27 protein-coding genes are annotated in these 18,821 nt (G+C 59.0%); 25 read left to right on the top strand and 2 right to left on the bottom strand.

Annotated elements, in window-relative coordinates; translation table 11 throughout:
* The first annotated feature begins 7 nt into the window (after positions 1-7).
* The 22 genes from rpmC to dsbD all read left to right on the top strand — a co-directional run bounded on the left by rpmC (position 8) and on the right by dsbD (position 12,288).
* Positions 8-202 (top strand): 50S ribosomal protein L29, encoded by a 195-nt coding sequence (gene rpmC, locus PQQ52_RS24365; protein WP_007180130.1) that lies wholly within the window; start codon positions 8-10, stop codon positions 200-202.
* A complete protein-coding gene (gene rpsQ / locus PQQ52_RS24360) occupies positions 199-471 on the top strand; it encodes a 30S ribosomal protein S17 (protein WP_007180129.1) in 273 nt (90 codons plus the stop codon). Before rpmC ends, rpsQ begins: the two co-directional genes overlap by 4 nt.
* A gap of 289 nt (positions 472-760) precedes the next feature.
* Positions 761-1,129, top strand: coding sequence for a 50S ribosomal protein L14 (gene rplN, locus PQQ52_RS24355; protein WP_006052212.1), 369 nt, complete (start codon positions 761-763; stop codon positions 1,127-1,129).
* 9 nt (positions 1,130-1,138) lie between these two features.
* Positions 1,139-1,447 carry a 50S ribosomal protein L24 gene (gene rplX / locus PQQ52_RS24350; protein ID WP_028199569.1) on the top strand — a complete coding sequence of 103 codons (309 nt, stop codon included), beginning with the start codon at positions 1,139-1,141 and terminating at the stop codon, positions 1,445-1,447.
* Positions 1,448-1,464: 17 nt separating this feature from the next.
* Positions 1,465-2,004, top strand: a complete 540-nt coding sequence (gene rplE, locus PQQ52_RS24345) for a 50S ribosomal protein L5 (RefSeq protein ID WP_091019622.1) — start codon at positions 1,465-1,467, stop codon at positions 2,002-2,004.
* Between the two features lie 7 nt (positions 2,005-2,011).
* On the top strand, positions 2,012-2,317 hold the full coding sequence (rpsN, locus tag PQQ52_RS24340; RefSeq protein ID WP_408216892.1) for a 30S ribosomal protein S14: 306 nt from the start codon (positions 2,012-2,014) through the stop codon (positions 2,315-2,317).
* Positions 2,318-2,331: 14 nt separating this feature from the next.
* The gene (rpsH, locus tag PQQ52_RS24335) at positions 2,332-2,727 is read left to right on the top strand and encodes a 30S ribosomal protein S8 (protein WP_006052216.1); all 396 of its coding nucleotides are present in this window, start codon (positions 2,332-2,334) and stop codon (positions 2,725-2,727) included.
* An 18-nt stretch (positions 2,728-2,745) separates the two neighbouring features.
* Positions 2,746-3,276, top strand: a complete 531-nt coding sequence (rplF, locus tag PQQ52_RS24330) for a 50S ribosomal protein L6 (RefSeq protein ID WP_028199570.1) — start codon at positions 2,746-2,748, stop codon at positions 3,274-3,276.
* A 12-nt stretch (positions 3,277-3,288) separates the two neighbouring features.
* The gene (gene rplR / locus PQQ52_RS24325; protein ID WP_006052218.1) at positions 3,289-3,654 is read left to right on the top strand and encodes a 50S ribosomal protein L18; all 366 of its coding nucleotides are present in this window, start codon (positions 3,289-3,291) and stop codon (positions 3,652-3,654) included.
* Positions 3,655-3,668: 14 nt separating this feature from the next.
* Positions 3,669-4,187 (top strand): 30S ribosomal protein S5, encoded by a 519-nt coding sequence (gene rpsE, locus PQQ52_RS24320; RefSeq protein ID WP_007180127.1) that lies wholly within the window; start codon positions 3,669-3,671, stop codon positions 4,185-4,187.
* A gap of 10 nt (positions 4,188-4,197) precedes the next feature.
* Complete coding sequence (gene rpmD, locus PQQ52_RS24315) at positions 4,198-4,380, top strand: 50S ribosomal protein L30 (protein WP_007180126.1); 183 nt, start codon at positions 4,198-4,200, stop codon at positions 4,378-4,380.
* A 29-nt stretch (positions 4,381-4,409) separates the two neighbouring features.
* Positions 4,410-4,844, top strand: coding sequence for a 50S ribosomal protein L15 (gene rplO / locus PQQ52_RS24310; RefSeq protein ID WP_074281990.1), 435 nt, complete (start codon positions 4,410-4,412; stop codon positions 4,842-4,844).
* Between the two features lie 46 nt (positions 4,845-4,890).
* Entirely contained in the window at positions 4,891-6,237 is a 1,347-nt protein-coding gene (gene secY / locus PQQ52_RS24305) for a preprotein translocase subunit SecY (RefSeq protein WP_115781220.1), read from the top strand.
* A gap of 8 nt (positions 6,238-6,245) precedes the next feature.
* A complete protein-coding gene (gene infA, locus PQQ52_RS24300; protein ID WP_004521905.1) occupies positions 6,246-6,464 on the top strand; it encodes a translation initiation factor IF-1 in 219 nt (72 codons plus the stop codon).
* Between the two features lie 20 nt (positions 6,465-6,484).
* A complete protein-coding gene (rpmJ, locus tag PQQ52_RS24295) occupies positions 6,485-6,601 on the top strand; it encodes a 50S ribosomal protein L36 (RefSeq protein WP_004199844.1) in 117 nt (38 codons plus the stop codon).
* Positions 6,602-6,642: 41 nt separating this feature from the next.
* Positions 6,643-7,008, top strand: a complete 366-nt coding sequence (rpsM, locus tag PQQ52_RS24290; RefSeq protein WP_012434566.1) for a 30S ribosomal protein S13 — start codon at positions 6,643-6,645, stop codon at positions 7,006-7,008.
* Between the two features lie 28 nt (positions 7,009-7,036).
* On the top strand, positions 7,037-7,441 hold the full coding sequence (gene rpsK / locus PQQ52_RS24285; RefSeq protein ID WP_006052224.1) for a 30S ribosomal protein S11: 405 nt from the start codon (positions 7,037-7,039) through the stop codon (positions 7,439-7,441).
* Positions 7,442-7,597: 156 nt separating this feature from the next.
* Positions 7,598-8,221, top strand: coding sequence for a 30S ribosomal protein S4 (gene rpsD, locus PQQ52_RS24280; protein ID WP_027800372.1), 624 nt, complete (start codon positions 7,598-7,600; stop codon positions 8,219-8,221).
* 124 nt (positions 8,222-8,345) lie between these two features.
* On the top strand, positions 8,346-9,323 hold the full coding sequence (locus PQQ52_RS24275) for a DNA-directed RNA polymerase subunit alpha (RefSeq protein ID WP_006052226.1): 978 nt from the start codon (positions 8,346-8,348) through the stop codon (positions 9,321-9,323).
* Positions 9,324-9,505: 182 nt separating this feature from the next.
* The gene (gene rplQ / locus PQQ52_RS24270) at positions 9,506-9,898 is read left to right on the top strand and encodes a 50S ribosomal protein L17 (RefSeq protein WP_006052227.1); all 393 of its coding nucleotides are present in this window, start codon (positions 9,506-9,508) and stop codon (positions 9,896-9,898) included.
* Between the two features lie 184 nt (positions 9,899-10,082).
* Positions 10,083-10,415 (top strand): divalent-cation tolerance protein CutA, encoded by a 333-nt coding sequence (cutA, locus tag PQQ52_RS24265; protein ID WP_408216888.1) that lies wholly within the window; start codon positions 10,083-10,085, stop codon positions 10,413-10,415.
* On the top strand, positions 10,408-12,288 hold the full coding sequence (gene dsbD / locus PQQ52_RS24260) for a protein-disulfide reductase DsbD (protein WP_408216885.1): 1,881 nt from the start codon (positions 10,408-10,410) through the stop codon (positions 12,286-12,288). The genes cutA and dsbD overlap by 8 nt, the downstream gene beginning before the upstream one ends.
* A gap of 122 nt (positions 12,289-12,410) precedes the next feature.
* On the opposite strand, the gene hemB is transcribed toward dsbD, so the two are convergent.
* Both hemB and yihA read right to left on the bottom strand, forming a co-directional pair.
* Entirely contained in the window at positions 12,411-13,409 is a 999-nt protein-coding gene (hemB, locus tag PQQ52_RS24255; protein ID WP_408216882.1) for a porphobilinogen synthase, read from the bottom strand.
* A 249-nt stretch (positions 13,410-13,658) separates the two neighbouring features.
* A complete protein-coding gene (yihA, locus tag PQQ52_RS24250) occupies positions 13,659-14,315 on the bottom strand; it encodes a ribosome biogenesis GTP-binding protein YihA/YsxC (protein ID WP_408216879.1) in 657 nt (218 codons plus the stop codon).
* Positions 14,316-14,531: 216 nt separating this feature from the next.
* On the opposite strand from yihA, the gene PQQ52_RS24245 reads away from it, so the two are divergent.
* The 3 genes from PQQ52_RS24245 (at position 14,532) to ccsB (ending at position 18,808) form a co-directional block, all read left to right on the top strand.
* The gene (locus tag PQQ52_RS24245; RefSeq protein WP_408216927.1) at positions 14,532-15,185 is read left to right on the top strand and encodes a c-type cytochrome; all 654 of its coding nucleotides are present in this window, start codon (positions 14,532-14,534) and stop codon (positions 15,183-15,185) included.
* 193 nt (positions 15,186-15,378) lie between these two features.
* A complete protein-coding gene (locus PQQ52_RS24240; protein WP_408216877.1) occupies positions 15,379-17,592 on the top strand; it encodes a cytochrome c biogenesis protein ResB in 2,214 nt (737 codons plus the stop codon).
* Between the two features lie 4 nt (positions 17,593-17,596).
* Positions 17,597-18,808, top strand: coding sequence for a c-type cytochrome biogenesis protein CcsB (gene ccsB, locus PQQ52_RS24235; RefSeq protein WP_408216874.1), 1,212 nt, complete (start codon positions 17,597-17,599; stop codon positions 18,806-18,808).
* The last annotated feature ends 13 nt before the right edge of the window (positions 18,809-18,821 follow it).

Raw genomic sequence — 18,821 nt, 5'->3', positions numbered from 1 at the left:
GTAAATGATGAAGGCTTCCGAACTTCACCAGAAAGATCAGGCCGCGCTCAACAAGGAGCTGTCGGACCTGTTGAAGGCGCAATTCGGCCTGCGCATGCAACTCGCGACCCAGCAGCTCACGAACACGAGCCAGCTGAAGAAGGTTCGTCGCGACATCGCACGTGTGCGGACCGTCCTGACTGAGAAGGCGAACCAGAAATGAACGATAGCGTAAAAACCTCGCTCAAGCGGACGCTGGTCGGCAAGGTCGTCAGCAACAAGATGGACAAGACGGTCACCGTGCTGGTTGAGCACCGCGTGAAGCACCCGATCTACGGCAAGTATGTTGTGCGTTCGAAGAAGTACCACGCGCACGACGATGCGAACACGTACAACGAGGGTGACCTCGTTGAAATCCAGGAAACGCGTCCGATTTCGAAGACGAAAGCTTGGGTTGTGGCTCGCCTGGTTGAGGCTGCTCGCGTCATCTGACGCCGCAAGTTGTAGAAGTAGTTGAAATCGCAGTAAGTTTCGCTTGCAAGACCGAGATTATTTGTTATAATCTCGGTCTTCCCTCTTTTATGGGAGCCCCGTCGCGGGCGAAGTTGGTGGGGGAAGCGGTTCGGGCGCCAGTCTGTTCCGAAGGATTCACCGGATTGCGATGGCGGGTTTCGTTTGCCGTCGCTGCTGTTCATACCCAAGCAGCCGATTGGCTGACGGGACCAAGACTGACCGGGTACGCCATGGTGGTGTGACCGGATTAAGTTGGGAAAGATAAACCATGATCCAGACCGAAACTCGGCTTGAAGTGGCCGACAACACCGGTGCGCGTGAAGTCATGTGCATCAAGGTTCTCGGCGGCTCGAAGCGTCGTTATGCCAGCATTGGCGACATCATCAAGGTGACCGTCAAAGAAGCAACGCCGCGCGGGCGCGTGAAGAAAGGCGAAATTTATAACGCCGTGGTGGTTCGCACCGCCAAGGGCGTGCGCCGTCAGGACGGCTCGCTGATCAAGTTCGATGGCAATGCTGCAGTGCTGTTGAATGCCAAGCTCGAACCTATTGGCACCCGTATTTTCGGGCCTGTTACGCGCGAGTTGCGCAGCGAACGATTCATGAAGATCGTTTCGTTGGCACCTGAAGTGCTGTAAGGAGTCGCGATGAACAAGATTCGCAAAGGTGACGAAGTTATCGTCATCACCGGCAAAGATAAAGGCAAGCGCGGCGTCGTGCTGTCCGTTGGCGAAGACAAGGTGATTGTCGAGGGTATCAACCTCGTCAAGAAACACGTCAAGCCGAACCCGATGAAGGGGACGACGGGCGGTGTGGAAGCCAAGACGATGCCGCTGCAAATTTCGAACGTCGCATTGGTCGACGCGAATGGCAAGGCGTCGCGTGTAGGCATCAAGGTCGAAGGGGACAAGAAAGTTCGTTTCCTTAAGACGACCGGTGCTGTGCTGAGCGCCTGACGCTGCGGAGTAAAAAAATGGCTCGTTTGCAAGAGTTTTACAAAGAGAAGGTTGTACCCGGCCTCACCGAGAAGTTCGGTTACAAGTCCGTGATGGAAGTGCCGCGCATCACCAAGATCACCCTGAACATGGGCCTTGGCGAGGCGGTTGCTGACAAGAAGATCATCGAAAACGCCGTTGGCGACCTGACGAAGATCGCAGGCCAGAAGCCGGTGATCACGAAGGCACGCAAGGCAATCGCTGGCTTCAAGATCCGTCAGGGCTATCCGATCGGTGCAATGGTCACGTTGCGTGGTCAGGCGATGTACGAATTTCTGGACCGTTTCGTGACGGTTGCGCTCCCCCGTGTGCGTGACTTCCGTGGCGTGTCGGGTCGTGCTTTCGATGGTCGCGGCAACTACAACATCGGTGTGAAAGAGCAGATCATTTTCCCCGAAATCGACTACGACAAGATCGACGCACTGCGTGGGCTGAACATCAGCATCACGACAACTGCGAAGACCGACGACGAAGCAAAGGCTCTGCTCGCCAGCTTCAAGTTCCCGTTCAGAAACTGAGGTTACCGTGGCTAAACTGGCACTGATCGAACGTGAAAAGAAGCGTGCTCGCCTGGCCGCTAAGTACGCTCCCAAGCGTACTGAGCTGAAAGCGATCATCGGCGATATGAGCAAGTCGGACGAAGAGCATTACGCAGCACGTCTGGAACTGCAACAACTGCCGCGCAACTCTAACCCGACCCGTAAGCGCAATCGTTGCGCAATTACCGGTCGCCCACGTGGCACGTTCCGTAAATTCGGGCTGGCGCGTAACAAGATTCGCGAAATCGCGTTCCGCGGCGAGATCCCTGGCCTGACCAAGGCGAGCTGGTAATAGGAGAAACGTAAATGAGCATGAGTGATCCTATCGCCGATATGCTGACTCGCATCCGCAACGCGCAGATGGTTGAGAAAGTTTCGGTGACAATGCCCTCGTCGAAAGTCAAGGTTGCGATTGCGCAGGTCCTGAAGGACGAAGGCTATATCGATGATTTCGCAGTGAAGTCCGAAGGTGCGAAGTCTGAATTGAACATCGTGTTGAAGTACTACGCTGGCCGTCCGGTGATCGAGCGCATTGAACGCGTTTCGAAGCCTGGTCTGCGTGTGTACCGCGGCCGTAACGACATCCCCGTGGTCATGAATGGCCTCGGCGTGGCAATCGTGTCGACGCCGAAGGGCGTGATGACGGACCGCAAGGCGCGTGCAACGGGCGTTGGCGGCGAAGTCATCTGCTACGTCGCTTAAGGCCGAAAGGAGAGAAACATGTCTCGAGTAGGTAAAAGCCCGATCGCGCTGCAAGGCGCAGAAGTGGCCCTGAGCGACGAACGCATTACCGTCAAGGGCCCGCTGGGTACGATTTCGCAGGCTGCAAACAGCCTCGTGAAGGTGGTGAACGACAACGGCACGCTGAAATTCGAGCCGGTGGACGAAAGCCGCGAAGCGAATGCGATGTCGGGCACGATGCGCGCACTGGTTGCGAACATGGTGAACGGCGTGACGAAGGGTTTCGAGCGCAAGCTGACGCTGGTTGGCGTCGGTTATCGCGCACAGGCGCAAGGCGACAAGCTGAACCTGTCGCTGGGTTTCTCGCACCCCGTGGTGCACCAGATGCCGGAAGGCGTGAAGGCTGAAACCCCGACGCAAACCGAAATCGTGATCAAGGGGATCAATAAACAACAAGTTGGCCAAGTCGCTGCAGAAGTGCGCGGCTATCGCCCGCCGGAGCCCTACAAGGGCAAGGGTGTGCGTTACGCCAATGAGGTTGTGATCCTCAAAGAAACGAAGAAGAAGTAAGGGTGCGCAATCATGGATAAGACTCAATCTCGCCTGCGCCGCGCTCGTCAGACGCGTATCAAGATCGCTGAGCTGCAGGTCGCGCGTCTCGCCGTGCATCGCACGAACACGCACATCTATGCGCAAGTGTTCTCGCCGTGTGGCACCAAGGTGCTCGCCAGCGCGTCGACGCTCGAAGCCGAAGTGCGTGCGCAACTGGCTGATCAGACCGGCAAGGGCGGCAACGTCGCTGCTGCGACCCTGATCGGTAAGCGCATTGCAGAAAAGGCTAAGGCTGCCGGCATCGAATCCGTCGCCTTTGACCGTTCAGGTTTCCGTTACCACGGCCGCGTGAAAGCGCTGGCTGATGCGGCGCGCGAAGCCGGACTCAAGTTCTAAGGGAAGAATTCGTCATGGCAAAGATGCAAGCGAAAGTTCAGGCTGACGAACGCGACGACGGCCTTCGTGAAAAAATGATTTCGGTCAACCGCGTGACCAAGGTCGTGAAGGGTGGCCGGATTCTCGGCTTCGCCGCACTGACCGTGGTTGGCGACGGCGATGGCCGCATCGGCATGGGCAAGGGCAAAGCGAAGGAAGTTCCGGTTGCTGTTCAAAAGGCAATGGAACAAGCTCGTCGCAACATGTTCAAGGTGCCGCTGAAGAACGGTACGTTGCAACACGAAGTGCACGGTAAGCACGGCGCATCCGCAGTCCTCCTCGCTCCGGCGAAGGACGGTACGGGCGTGATCGCTGGCGGCCCGATGCGCGCGGTGTTCGACGTGATGGGCGTGCAAAACGTGGTTGCTAAGAGCCACGGTTCGACGAACCCGTACAACCTCGTTCGTGCAACGCTCGACGGTCTGCGCAAGCAGTCGACGCCGGGTGATATCGCGGCGAAGCGCGGCAAGTCCGTCGAAGATATTCTGGGCTAAGGTGGACACCATGTCTGATAAAACTGTCAAGGTCCAGCTCGTCAAGAGCCTGATCGGCACTCGTGAAACGCACCGTGCAACGGTGCGGGGCTTGGGCCTGCGCCGACTCAACTCGGTTAGCGAGTTGCAGGACACGCCGGCTGTGCGCGGCATGATCAACAAGGTTTCGTACCTCGTTAAGGTCATCAGCTAAGCAGCTGACCAGGACTCAAGGAGTTGATAATGGAATTGAATAACCTGAAGCCGGCTGAAGGCTCGAAGCACGCTAAGCGTCGCGTCGGCCGTGGTATCGGCTCCGGTCTGGGCAAGACTGCTGGCCGTGGTCATAAAGGTCAGAAGTCGCGTTCGGGCGGCTTTCACAAGGTTGGCTTCGAAGGCGGTCAAATGCCGCTGCAACGTCGCCTGCCGAAGCGTGGCTTCACTTCGCTGACGAAGGAATTCGTTGGTGAAGTGCGTCTCTCTGATCTGGAAAAGCTGCCGGTCGACGAAATCGATCTGTTGGCTCTGAAGCAAGCCGGCCTGCTCGGCGAGCTGATCAAGAGTGCCAAGATCATCGCGACGGGCGAGCTGAAGCGCAAGGTCGTTGTGAAGGGTCTGGGTGCGACGAAGGGTGCGCGCGCTGCTATTGAAGCAGCCGGCGGCTCTTTTGCCGAGTAACGCGCAAGTTATTTGCCGTCACTAGCATTTGCATCGGAGAAGGTACTTGGCTAACAGTCCGAGTCTCGCAAAACCCGGTCGCAGCGCGGCGAAATTTGGCGATCTGCGTCGGCGTGCAGTGTTCCTGCTGCTGGCGTTGATCGTCTACCGTATCGGCGCGCACATTCCGGTGCCGGGTATTGACCCGGACCAGCTGGCAAAGTTGTTCCAAAGCCAGTCGGGCGGCATCCTTGGCATGTTCAACATGTTCTCGGGTGGCGCACTTTCGCGGTTCACGATTTTTGCGCTGGGGATCATGCCGTACATTTCGGCGTCGATCATCATGCAGTTGCTGGCGATCGTCTCGCCGCAGCTGGAAGCGCTGAAAAAGGAAGGGCAGGCGGGTCAGCGGAAGATTACGCAGTACACGCGTATCTTCACGGTCCTGCTGGCGACGTTCCAGGCGTTCGGCATTGCCGTCGCACTGGAAAATCAGCCCGGCCTGGTGATCGATCCGGGAATGGTATTTCGGTTGACGACGGTCGTGACGCTGGTGACCGGCACGATGTTCCTGATGTGGCTGGGTGAGCAGATCACGGAACGCGGGCTTGGCAACGGTATCTCGATCATCATTTTCGGCGGTATTGCGGCGGGTTTCCCGAACGCAATCGGTGGTCTTTTCGAATTGGTGCGAACCGGCTCGATGAGCATCATCTCGGCGATTATCGTGGTCGCGTTGATTGCCGGTGTGACGTATCTGGTGGTGTTCATTGAACGCGGCCAGCGCAAGATTCTTGTGAATTACGCCAAACGGCAAGTCGGTAACAAGATTTACGGCGGTCAGTCTTCGCATCTGCCGCTGAAGTTGAATATGTCGGGTGTGATTCCGCCGATCTTTGCATCGTCGATCATTCTCTTCCCGGCAACCATCCTGAACTGGTTTAGTTCGGGGTCGCGTGCCAGCTGGTTCGCAGACACGTTGCACAACGTGGCCGAAGCTCTTAAGCCCGGTCAACCCGTGTACGTGTTGCTGTACGCGTTGGCGATCGTCTTCTTCTGCTTCTTCTACACCGCACTGGTGTTTAACAGCAGGGAAACGGCCGACAACCTGAAAAAAAGTGGCGCTTTCGTCCCAGGCATCCGCCCGGGCGATCAAACCGCGCGGTACATCGACCGCATCCTGACGCGTCTGACGCTGGCTGGTGCGATCTACATCGTGTTTGTTTGTTTGCTGCCTGAATTTTTGGTGCTGCGCTGGAACGTGCCGTTTTATTTTGGTGGAACGTCGCTGCTGATCATTGTCGTCGTCACAATGGATTTCATGGCGCAGGTGCAGTCGTACGTTATGTCGCAACAGTATGAATCGCTGCTGAAGAAAGCTAATTTCAAAGGCGGCGGCGTCCCGATGCGTTGAAAGGACTTATGGCCAAAGACGATGTTATCCAGATGCAGGGTGAAGTCATCGAAAACCTGCCTAACGCTACCTTTAGGGTGAAGCTGGAAAACGGCCATGTCGTATTGGGACACATATCCGGCAAGATGCGGATGCACTACATCCGAATCTTGCCGGGCGACAAGGTAACGGTTGAATTGACGCCTTACGATCTGTCGCGTGCGCGGATCGTGTTCCGGGCGAAGTGATTTGAAAAAAGGGTAATATCATGAAAGTGATGGCATCGGTTAAGCGCATTTGCCGCAATTGCAAGATCATCAAGCGCAAAGGCGTTGTGCGCGTGATTTGCAGCTCTGATCCGCGCCACAAACAGCGTCAAGGCTGAACGCCGCGCTTTTTGCTGCGCTTTTTGTTTGAGGAAAAACAATGGCTCGTATCGCAGGGGTTAACATCCCGAATCACCAGCATACCGAAATCGGCCTGACGGCAATTTACGGTGTAGGCCGCACGCGCTCGCGCGACATTTGCGTCGCTGCTGGTGTGGCATTTTCGAAGAAGGTCAAGGACCTGAACGACGCAGACCTCGAAAAGCTGCGTGAAGAAGTCGGCAAGTTCATCGTTGAAGGCGATCTGCGCCGTGAAACGACGATGAACATTAAGCGCCTGATGGATCTCGGCTGCTACCGTGGCGTGCGTCATCGCAAGGGCTTGCCCCTGCGTGGCCAACGCACGCGTACGAATGCCCGTACGCGCAAGGGTCCGCGTCGTGCAGCGCAATCGCTGAAGAAGTAAGCGGAACTGACAGTTACAGGAAAACGTAATGGCTAAGGCTTCGAACAACTCCGCGGCGCAACGCGTTCGCAAGAAGGTCAAGAAGAACGTCGCCGAGGGCGTGGTTCACGTTCACGCGTCGTTCAACAACACCATCATCACGATCACCGATCGTCAAGGCAATGCACTTGCTTGGGCAACGTCGGGTGGTCAGGGCTTCAAGGGTTCGCGTAAATCGACCCCGTTTGCAGCTCAGGTGGCGGCCGAATCGGCTGGCCGCGTGGCGATGGAATACGGCGTGAAGAACCTCGAAGTGCGGATCAAGGGCCCCGGTCCTGGCCGCGAATCGGCGGTGCGCGCGTTGCATGGTCTTGGTATCAAGATCACCGCGATCTCCGACGTGACGCCGGTCCCGCACAACGGCTGCCGTCCGCCGAAGCGTCGTCGTATCTAAGACGCTGTTTTCGCTAGCGCCTGTTGCCGCCGGTGTTCAAGCCGGCGACCACAGGCTGCTTGCGCTATTGAATTGACTAAGCCCACCGTTCGGCCCAAAGGGTTCGGACTAGCGCGAGTGCATGCATTCGTGTGATCAATCATAGAAGGAATCAACGTGGCACGTTATATCGGCCCTAAGGCCAAGCTGTCCCGCCGTGAAGGCACTGACCTCTTCCTGAAGAGCGCCCGTCGTTCGCTCGCTGACAAGTGCAAACTTGACAGCAAGCCTGGCCAACACGGCCGCACCTCGGGTGCACGTACGTCCGACTACGGCACGCAGCTGCGCGAAAAGCAAAAAGTGAAGCGCATCTATGGTGTCCTCGAGCGTCAATTCCGCCGTTACTTCGCCGAAGCCGACCGCCTGAAGGGCAATACGGGTGAAAACCTGCTGCAATTGCTCGAATCGCGTCTCGACAACGTCGTGTATCGCATGGGCTTCGGTTCGACGCGCGCTGAAGCGCGTCAGCTGGTGAGCCACAAGGCGATCACGGTGAACGGCGTTGTGTCGAACATCCCGTCGATGCAAGTGAAGGCAGGCGACGTCGTCGCAGTGCGCGAACAAAAGAAGAAGCAGGCGCGTATTCTCGAAGCGCTGTCGCTGGCTGAGCAAGGCGGTTTGCCGAGCTGGGTTGCTGTCGATTCGAAGAAGTTCGAAGGCACGTTCAAGAGCAAGCCGGAACGCAGCGACATCGCTGGCGATATCAACGAAAGCCTGATCGTCGAATTGTATTCGCGGTAATCGGATTAATGGCCGGGGCACCCTGATTGCGTTGCGCAAGGGGGCGTCTCGGCTGTTTATTTTCAGGTTGTTACCGGTCAGCCTTATCGGTGTAACGAGCCGAGGGTATTGAAAAGGAAAACCTATGCAAACCAGTTTGTTGAAGCCCAAGATCATCGCAGTTGAATCGCTTGGTGAGAGCCACGCGAAAGTGGTCATGGAACCGTTTGAACGCGGTTACGGCCACACCTTGGGTAACGCGCTTCGGCGCGTGCTGCTGTCGTCAATGATCGGCTACGCGCCGACCGAAGTGACGATCGCAGGCGTCGTACATGAGTATTCGACGCTCGACGGTGTGCAAGAGGATGTGGTCAACCTGTTGTTGAACCTGAAGGGCGTGGTGTTCAAGCTGCATAACCGTGACGAAGTGACGGTTACGCTGCGCAAGGAAGGCGAAGGCGTTGTCACCGCTGGCGACATCGAACTCGCGCACGATTGCGAAGTGATCAACCCGGATCACGTGATTGCGCATTTGTCGAAGGGCGGCAAGCTCGACGTGCAGATCAAGGTCGAAAAGGGCCGTGGTTATGTGCCGGGCAATGTGCGTCGTTACGGCGAAGAGTCGGCCAAGATCATCGGCCGTATCGTGCTGGACGCGTCGTTCTCGCCGGTTCGCCGCGTGAGCTACGCTGTTGAAAGCGCGCGTGTCGAACAGCGTACCGACCTCGACAAGCTCGTGATGAACATCGAGACCAACGGTGTGATTTCGCCGGAAGAAGCGATCCGTCAATCGGCGCGTATTCTGGTTGATCAACTGTCGGTGTTCGCTGCACTGGAAGGCACCGAAGCAACGGCGGAAGCGCCGTCGCGTGCGCCGCAGATCGATCCGATCCTGCTGCGTCCGGTTGATGATCTCGAACTGACGGTTCGTTCCGCGAACTGCCTGAAGGCCGAGAACATTTACTACATCGGCGATCTGATCCAGCGCACGGAAAACGAGTTGCTCAAGACCCCGAATCTGGGTCGCAAGTCGTTGAACGAAATCAAGGAAGTACTGGCGTCGCGTGGTTTGACGCTCGGCATGAAACTCGAAAACTGGCCGCCGGCAGGATTGGACAAGTAAGTCGAGAAGTAATCTCGGGATAAGGCCCGCCGCTGCACTGGCAAAGACGCGGATTTTCCTTTAAAATCCGCGTCTTGTCATTTTTTCACTACCGGCCCGTGCACTCGTCACCATTGGGAAACCGAGGGTAGTTCGAGCGCGATAGAAGAGCTGGACCAAAACTTTGAATCAAAGGAATTAACATGCGTCACCGTCATGGTCTGCGGAAACTGAACCGCACGAGCAGCCACCGTCTGGCAATGCTCCGTAACATGTCCAACTCGTTGATCGAGCACGAAGTCATCAAGACGACGCTGCCGAAGGCGAAAGAACTCCGTAAAGTCGTCGAGCCGCTGATCACGCTCGGCAAAAAGCCGTCGCTGGCAAATCGTCGTCTGGCGTTCAACCGCCTGCGCGATCGTGACTCGGTCACGAAGCTGTTCGAAGTTCTCGGCCCGCGTTACGCCACCCGTCCGGGCGGCTACCTGCGCGTCCTGAAGTTCGGCTTCCGCGTCGGCGACAACGCACCGATGGCACTGGTCGAATTGCTGGACCGTCCGGAAGTCGAAGAAGTTGAAGTGCAAGAAGCTGAGTAAGCTTTTTAGCATCGAAGAAAAAGCCAGGCACCAAGCCTGGCTTTTTTGTTTGTAGCGGCGGAATCCGTCCCCGCAACTCGATCACGGCGGCTAAATGCCGCATCCTCGCCGCGGGCGCTGCAGCGGCACCGCAAGGCTAGGTGATACGATATCGGCACCTGATTCGTGCCTGTCCGGAGCCTTTGTGAGCCTGAATGTGACTTTGATTCTGACGACGGTGCCCGATGCCGCCGTTGCTCAGAAGCTCGCCGCGGGCGCATTGGCCGCACGCCTATGCGCCTGCGTCACGCAGTTAGGCGCGGTGCAGTCCAGCTATCACTGGCAGGGCACGATCGAAGCGGCGCAGGAGGTTCAGTTACTGTTCAAGACGAGCGGCGCACGCGCGCTGGAATTGGAACAGTACATTCAGGCGCACCATCCCTACGACACGCCGGAAATCCTCTCGTGGCAAGCTACGGCATCGGCCGCGTACGGCCAGTGGGTCACGGCTGAAACCCAACGTCCTCTCCATGTTTAACGGTTCCAACCGACGCGCACGCAATGCACTGCGCACAGTCCTTTTCCTGCTTGGCTGCCTGATCTTTGCGCAGTTCGGCACGCTTGCCCGCGCTGCGGACGACTTCCTTGACCCCGCCGTCGCGTTCAAATTCGGCGCAACCGAGAAACCGGGCGAAGTCGACGTCACTTACAAGATTGCGGACGGTTACTACATGTACCGCGAGCGCTTCGCGTTTGCGACCCGTAACGGTACGGCGACCATCGGCGAAGCACTATTGCCTGCAGGCCACGTCAAGTTCGATCAGACCTTCAACAAGAACGTCGAAACCTATCGCAATGAGTTGACGATCCGTATTCCCGTCAAGCAGGCGGCTGGGCCGTTCGATCTTGCCGTCACGTCGCAAGGCTGCGCCGATGCCGGCATCTGCTACCCGCCGATGGAGCGTGTGTATCACGTGAGCGGTGAGGCGTTGCAGCCGGCCGGCAGTGCGGCAGTCGCCGCCACTGCCGCCACGCAGCAATCCGCAGCAGCCGGCGCGCCGTGGTATGAGCGCGCCACCAGCGCCGACTATGCGCAGTCGCTGCTGCAAGGCGGCGGTTTCTTCGCAATCATCGGGCTCTATTTCGTGGCCGGCGCCGTGCTCAGTCTGTTGCCGTGCTCGTATCCGATGATTCCGATCCTGTCTGCGATCATCATCGGCGAAGGCGCGCGGGTCACGCGTGCCCGCGGCTTTGCTTTGTCGCTGGCGTATGTGATCGGAATGGCGCTCGTGTACACGGCGCTTGGCATTGCGGCGGCGCTCGTTGGGCAGAGCCTCGGCGCGTGGCTGCAGAATCCGTGGGTGCTCGGGACGTTCGGCGTACTGTTGACTGTTTTTGCGCTGACCCTGATCGCGGGCTTCGATATCGCGTTGCCGCAGCGCTGGCAGGACGGCGTGTCACGTGCATCGAGCGGGCGTTCCGGCGGCAAGTTTGCCGCGGTTGCCGTCATGGGCGCGCTCTCCGCGCTAGTGGTGGGCGCCTGCATGACCGCGCCGCTCTTTGCCGTGCTGGCGTTCATCGCGCATACGGGCGACGCATTGCTCGGCGGCGCGGCACTGTTCTCGATGGGACTCGGTCTCGGCGTTCCGCTCCTGATCATCGGTCTTGGCGCCGGTACCTTGCTGCCGCGCGCCGGTGCGTGGATGGACGGCGTCAAGGTGTTTTTTGGCGTGGTGCTGCTTGCTGCGGCCCTGTGGATCGTCTGGCCGGTGCTCGGCGCGACACCGACAATGCTGCTGAGCGCGTTGTGGTTGCTGATCGCCGCCGCTGGACTCGGTCTTTTCTCGGCGCCGGCTGTGAACGCCTCAGTGTGGCGTCGGCTCGGCCGTGGTATCGGCGCGGCGCTGGCAATCTGGGCTGCGGTGCTGCTGGTGGGTCTGGCTGCGGGCTCCTCCGATCCGCTGCGTCCGCTGGCTGTCCTGGCCGCGCGCGCTGGTGGTGGGTCTGGTGTGGCAAACGCCTCCAATGCGCCGAATGCGGCGCCACAGGGCGATCTGACGTTCGCCCCGGTTCGTTCCTCGACCGAGCTCGACGAGGCCGTCAAAACGGCCGCGCAGCCCGCTATGCTCGATTTTTACGCAGACTGGTGCGTGAGCTGCAAAGAAATGGAGAAGTTCACATTCAGCGATCCGCGTGTCCAGGCGAAGTTGAAGCAGATGAACCTGCTGCGCGCTGATGTCACCGCGAATAACGCCGACGATCAAATGCTCCTCAAGCGTTTCAGCCTGTTCGGGCCGCCAGGCATCATTTTCTTCGACCAAGGTGGCAAAGAAGTGTTGCGCGTCGTCGGATACGAATCCGCAGACAAGTTCTTGCGCAGCCTCGATCGCGCAAATACGCCCGGCGCGTAGCCGGCAGCGCGGTTCTCCCGCCAAGGCGCATATAACAAACGGAGGCGTGACTGTGAAGTCCGCCTCCGTTTTTTTGAGCGTTCAGACTGACGCGGCCCGCGAAGGCAACGCGTCGACGCCAATCACTTCTGCGAGCGCAAAATTCGCGCGGCGTCCAGTGCGAAGTAGGTCAGCACGCCATCCGCGCCTGCCCGCTTGAACGCCAGCAGCGATTCCATCATCGCCTTGTCGTGATCGAGCCAGCCATTCTGTGCGGCGGCCTTCAGCATCGCGTATTCGCCGCTGACCTGGTACACGTAAGTCGGGAACTTGAACTCGTCTTTCACACGACGCACGATGTCCAGATACGGCATACCCGGCTTGACCATCACCATATCCGCGCCTTCCTCGATGTCCGCTTGCACTTCACGCAGCGCTTCATCCGAATTGGCCGGATCCATCTGGTAGGTCATCTTGTTGCTCTTGCCGAGGTTCGTTGCGGAACCGACGGCGTCGCGGAACGGGCCGTAAAACGCCGAAGCGAACTTGGCCGCGTAAGCCATGATGCGCGTGTGGACATGGTCTTCGCTCTCGAGCATTTCGCGGATCGCACCGATGCGGCCGTCCATCATGTCCGAGGGCGCGACGATATCGACGCCCGCTTCAGCCTGCGCGCGCGCCTGCTCGATGAGGATCTCGACGGTCTCGTCGTTGATCACGTAGCCGGTTTCGTCGAGCACACCGTCCTGGCCGTGGCTCGTGTACGGATCGAGCGCGACGTCGGTGAGCACGCCGAGGTCGGGAAAGTTCTTTTTCAGTTCGCGAACCGCGCGCGGGATCAGGCCGGCTGGGTTGGTCGCTTCGCGGCCATCAGGCGTCTTCAAGGAAGGCTCGATTGCCGGAAAGAGCGACAGCACCGGCACGCCCAACTCGACGCATTGTTCGGCCACGCCCATCAGCAGATCTACCGACACGCGCTCGACGCCCGGCATCGACGGTACGGCTTGCCGCACGTTGGTGCCTTCAACGATGAACACGGGATAGATCAGATCGTTCGTGGTGAGGATGTTTTCTCGCATCAAACGGCGCGAGAAGTCGTCACGGCGCATGCGGCGCGGACGGTAGTGTGGGTAGAAGCTCATAAACGAATCGAAGAAACGTGGATGTGTGGGGTGGACAAGTAACGCCTGCCTCCGCTCCGGAAACTTTTCGAGACAATGGTATATCATACCGATCGAGCAAGGCGCCCTGCGCTGACCTCCCCGCTTCTCCTCCCTGAGCGGGTGCCTGTCGTTTTTTTCGATTAGGCTGTTTGACCCGCCGTTAAAGCGGCGGGTTTTTTTATGGGCGGACGAAAAGGCACTTTTGCCTACCGTGTACAAGCCGCGCGGTTACTGCGGGGCGTCTGTTTCGCCCTTCGCATCGGGGATCAGCCAGCTTTCGATCAGTTCGTGCGCTTCGTCGATACCGATGCGTTTGAGCGCCGAGAACAGTTGCGCGGTCAATTCGCCCTGATAGCCGGCAGCACGATATTCAGCCAAACCTTTCTGCGTCGCACGCAAGGCGTTGACGCTTTCCTGGCGCGTCAATTTGTCGCACTTCGTCAGCAGCGTATGGATCGGCTTGCCGGTCGGGGCGAACCACTCGATCATCCGCCGGTCCAGATCCGTCAACGGGCGGCGCGAGTCCATCATCAGGATCATGCCGCGCAATTGTGAGCGCGATTGCAGGTAGGTGGAGAGCAGCGCTTCCCAATGGGCCTTGGCTGCGCCCGGTACTTCCGCATAACCGTAACCCGGCAGGTCGACCAGGTGCGCAGTCGGCTCGTCCGCCTTTCCCACCGAGAAATAATTGATGTGCTGCGTGCGGCCAGGTGTCTTGCTGGCGAACGCGAGGCGCTTCTGATTGCACAGAATATTGATGGCCGTCGACTTGCCCGCATTCGAGCGTCCGGCAAAGCAGATCTCAGGTTGCGCGGTGGCCGGCAGATCACGCAGGTGATTGACTGTCGTGAAAAAACGGGATTGGTGGAGCAGGAAGGAAGACATGATCAGGCCAGGATTCGAGACGCCGGGGAACCCGGAGTGGGGACGGGTCAAGCCCGACTGGCGTCTTAGCGATTAGCGAGTTATTGTACAATACGATGGTTTACTGAAAACCTGAGGGGGCCAGCCCGCGTGCCTTGGCGGCTCTTTGGGGTCACTCAGTCGCTGTCGTATCTTGCAAAACCTCTAAAATCCCACAAGACGAGACAGGGTGTGCGAATGAATCGACTGTGCAAGACTCTGATGGTGTTTCAAGTAGCGGCAGGTCTTTCAGGTTTGGCAATTCAGGCACGAGCAGCAGATCCGGCAAAGCCGGACGTCAATCGGGGGCAGGCAATCGCGGTGCAGGTTTGCGCGTCATGTCACGGTGCAGACGGCAATAGTGCCGGCGGCGCCTATCCGAAGCTGGCGGGTCAGCATCCGGAGTACCTCGTCAAACAGCTCATGGATTTCAAGACGCAGCCTGGCGCCAAGCAGCCCGCACGCAACAATGCGATCATGGCGGGCATGGCGGCGGCACTGTCCGATCAGGACGTGGCCAACGTGGCTGCCTATTTTTCGACGCAGACCCCGAAGCCAGGCTACGCGCATAACAAAGATACCGTGCCGCTGGGCCAGAAGATTTATCGTGGCGGCATTGCGGACAAGGGCGTGCCGGCGTGTGCAAGCTGCCACGGGCCGACCGGTCAAGGGATTCCGTCGCAGTATCCGCGTCTGTCGGGACAGTGGGCCGAATATACGGTGGCGCAGTTGACCGCGTTCACACAAGGTCCGGGCGCACGTAACAACAATGAGGCGATGCATGCAATTGCAACGCGTCTGTCGGACAGTGAGATCAAGGCTGTAGCCGATTACATCGCGGGCTTGCACTAAGATAGAGCCCCCAGGCCTGTCGCTTCGCGTCAGGTCCCCGAGGGGGTGAGAAAACTTGGGGCGGCCCGGCGTTTTCACGAGTCCGCACACAAGTGCAACCGGCCCAGCGAGGCCGGTACAAAACAAGAAAAGGGTGGGGGCGTCGTGCCTACGACAGCCCTTCACCCTTTTTTGCTGTTCAGTCGGAGTATGAATGAGCGTCACCACGTCGGGTTTGCAGTCGAAGTCAGGCAATCGCATCACGCGCAGCGTCGTCGAAGTCATGAGTTCGATGCGTTTCGCCATCGCGCTACTCGTGATTCTGTCGATCGCCAGTATCATCGGCACCGTCCTCACGCAGGACGACCCCTATCCCAACTACGTCAATCAGTTCGGCCCGTTCTGGGCGGACATTTTCCGCTCGCTGAGTCTGTACACGGTGTACAGCTCGTGGTGGTTCATGCTGATTCTCGGCTTCCTGATGGTGTCGGTGTCGCTGTGCGTGATCCGCAATGCGCCGAAAATGGTCGCGGACGCCAAGAGCTGGAAGGACAAGGTTCGCGAAGGCAGCTTGCGCGCGTTCCATCACAAGGGCGAGTTCGCGGTGCACGGCACGCGTGCGGAGACCTCGGCGGTGCTTGCCCGGCTCTCCGCCAAGTTCGGCTATAAGTTCGTCACACGTGAGTCGGACGGTGCCACGCTGATCGCCGCCAAGCGCGGAGCGTTGACCAAATTCGGCTACATCTCCGCGCACATTGCGATCGTGGTGATCTGTCTCGGTGGTCTGCTCGACAGCAATCTGCCGATCAAGCTGCAAATGTGGCTGTTCGACAAGTCGCCGATTCGCGCCAACACGGTGATCAACGACATTCCTCCGGAACATCGTTTGTCGCAATCGAACCCGACGTTCCGCGGTTACGCGTGGGTGCCGGAAGGGCAGCATGTATCGACGGCAATTCTGAATCAGCCGGACGGCTCGCTAATCCAGGACCTGCCGTTCTCGATTGAGCTCAACAAGTTCATCGTTGACTACTACTCGACCGGCATGCCGAAGCTGTTCGCGAGCGACATCGTCGTGGTCGACCATAAGACCGGCGCACGTGTGCCGGCGCGAGTCGAAGTGAACAAGCCGTTCACCTACGACGGCGTGTCGATTTATCAGTCGAGCTTCCAGGATGGCGGCTCGCAGATGCAGATGACTGCGTACCCGATGTCCGGCGCGAGCGCGAAGACCGCGCCGTTCGGCGGCACGATCGGCGGTAATGCGCCGTTGAGCACGGCCTCGCCGCTGGCGGACGGCCAGACCGTCGAATTCACCGATTTCCGCGCGATCAACGTCGAAAACGTCTCAAACGGCAGCGGCCAGACCGATGCCCGTGGCGTCGCCGCACATCGAACACTAAAAGAAGCGTTCGACGAGCGCCTCGGCTCGGGCGCGAAGACCTCGAAACCGCTCGATCTGCATAACGTCGGCCCGTCGGTTCAGTACAAGGTGCGTGACAAGGACGGCCAGGCGCGCGAGTACAACAACTACATGCTGCCGGTGGACGTAGCCGGCGAAAAGATGTTCCTCGCCGGCATGCGCCTGAATCCGGACGACCCGTTCCGCTACTTGCGTATTCCCGCCGACACCGGCGGTACCGTCAAGGAATGGATGAACCTGCGCGCCACGCTTGAAAATCCGGCCATGCGCGCAGCGGCCGCCCACCGTTTCGCGCTGCGCTCGGTGCCAGGTTCGAATACCGAACTGCAACAGCATCTGGAAGAAAGCGCCTTGCGTGTCCTGACCCTGTTTGCCGGTGCTGACAACAGTATCAAGATGCCGAATGGCCAGACGGTCGGCGGCTTCCAGGCGATTGCCGGTTTCATTGATCATTCGGTGCCGAAGGGCGAGCAGGAAAAGGCTGCCGGCCTGCTCCTGCGTATGCTGGAAGGCGCGACGTGGGACCTGTGGCAACTGTCGCGTGAGCAGCTGGGCGAACCGGATGCGCAGGCCAACGCGGACGCCAGCCGCTTCATCCAAAGCTCGATCAATGCAATATCCGACAGCTTTTTGTATGGATCGCCGGTCTACTTGCAGCTTGACTCCTTCAAGCAGGTGCAAGCTTCGGTATTTCAGTTGACGCGCGCGCCGGGCAAAAAAGTCGTGTATCTTGGCAGCCTGCTTCTCGTGTTAGGCATCTTTTCGATGTTCTACGTCCGCGAACGGCGCCTCTGGTTCTGGCTCAAAGATACCGATCACGGCACGAATGTCGTGATGGCGATGTCGAGTGCGCGCAAAACGCTCGATTTCGAAAAGGAGTTCGTCCAAACGCGCGACGCTGTAGGCGCCGCACTGGGCGCCAAACTCACAGAAGCATCCGACGCCGCCGGCGCCTCCGGCAATGCCGGCGCGCCGTCCGCAAGCTCACAAGATTCGACCCGGTAAGATCATGGACTTGACTCAGGCTTCCTCATCCTCTTCATCAGCCTCGCGGCCCCCCCGGGCGTTTGCGAGCGAGACACTCAGCGTCGCGCAGTATGACGAACGGCCGTTTCTGAAACGGCTCGGTGTCGTCGACTGGCTGTTCGCCGTCGTGATGGTCGCGGGCGCGGGGTTCGCGCTGTCGCGCTATCACCCGTTCATGAATTACTACGACAAACTGGTGCTGTGCTGCGCCGTGCCGGTGTTCATCGTACTGGGCTGGCGCTGGAAGCCCGTGCGTCCGCTGATGGTGACTATCGCCGCACTGTCGCTGCTGGCGATCCAGATCTATCACGGCGATCTGGCGCGCGCGGATACCGCGTTCTTCCTCAAATATTTTCTGTCGAGCCAGTCCGCGATTCTGTGGATGAGCGCGCTCTTCGTGTTCGCCACCGTCTTTTACTGGATCGGCCTGCTGTCGCGCTCGCCGACCGGTGCCGCGATCGGTTCGAAAATGACGTGGGCTGCGGTGGTGATGGGCTTCGTCGGTTTGATGGTGCGCTGGTACGAGTCGTACCTGATCGGCGCGGACGTCGGTCATATTCCAATCTCGAACCTGTACGAAGTGTTCGTGCTGTTCAGCCTGATCACGGCATTGTTCTATCTGTACTACGAGCAGCACTACAACACGCGTGCACTCGGTGCGTTCGTGCTGCTGGTGATCGGCGCGGCGGTCGGCTTCCTGATGTGGTACTCGGTTGCTCGTGACGCACAGCAGATCCAGCCGCTGGTTCCCGCACTGCAAAGCTGGTGGATGAAGATCCACGTGCCGGCTAATTTCATCGGCTATGGCAGCTTCGCGCTGTCGGCAATGGTCGGCGTTGCGTATCTGGCGAAAGAGCACGGCGTGCTGGCAGACCGCCTGCCGCCACTCGATGTGCTCGACGACTTGATGTACAAGTCGATCGCCGTGGGTTTCGCGTTCTTCACGATCGCGACGATCCTTGGCGCACTGTGGGCCGCTGAAGCATGGGGCGGTTACTGGAGCTGGGACCCGAAGGAAACGTGGGCGCTGATCGTCTGGCTGAACTACGCGGCCTGGCTCCATATGCGTTTGATGAAGGGCCTGCGCGGCGCGGTCGCGGCCTGGTGGGCGCTGACCGGCCTGCTGGTGACGACTTTCGCGTTCCTCGGCGTCAATATGTTCCTGTCGGGGCTGCATAGCTACGGCAAGCTGTAAGATTTGCCGTTCT

It is taken from the genome of Paraburkholderia sediminicola (assembly GCF_046030555.1).
Classification (GTDB): Bacteria; Pseudomonadota; Gammaproteobacteria; order Burkholderiales; family Burkholderiaceae; genus Paraburkholderia; species Paraburkholderia sediminicola_E.
Note: the sequence above shows the minus strand (reverse complement) of the source record. Positions and strands in the feature narration are given on the sequence as shown.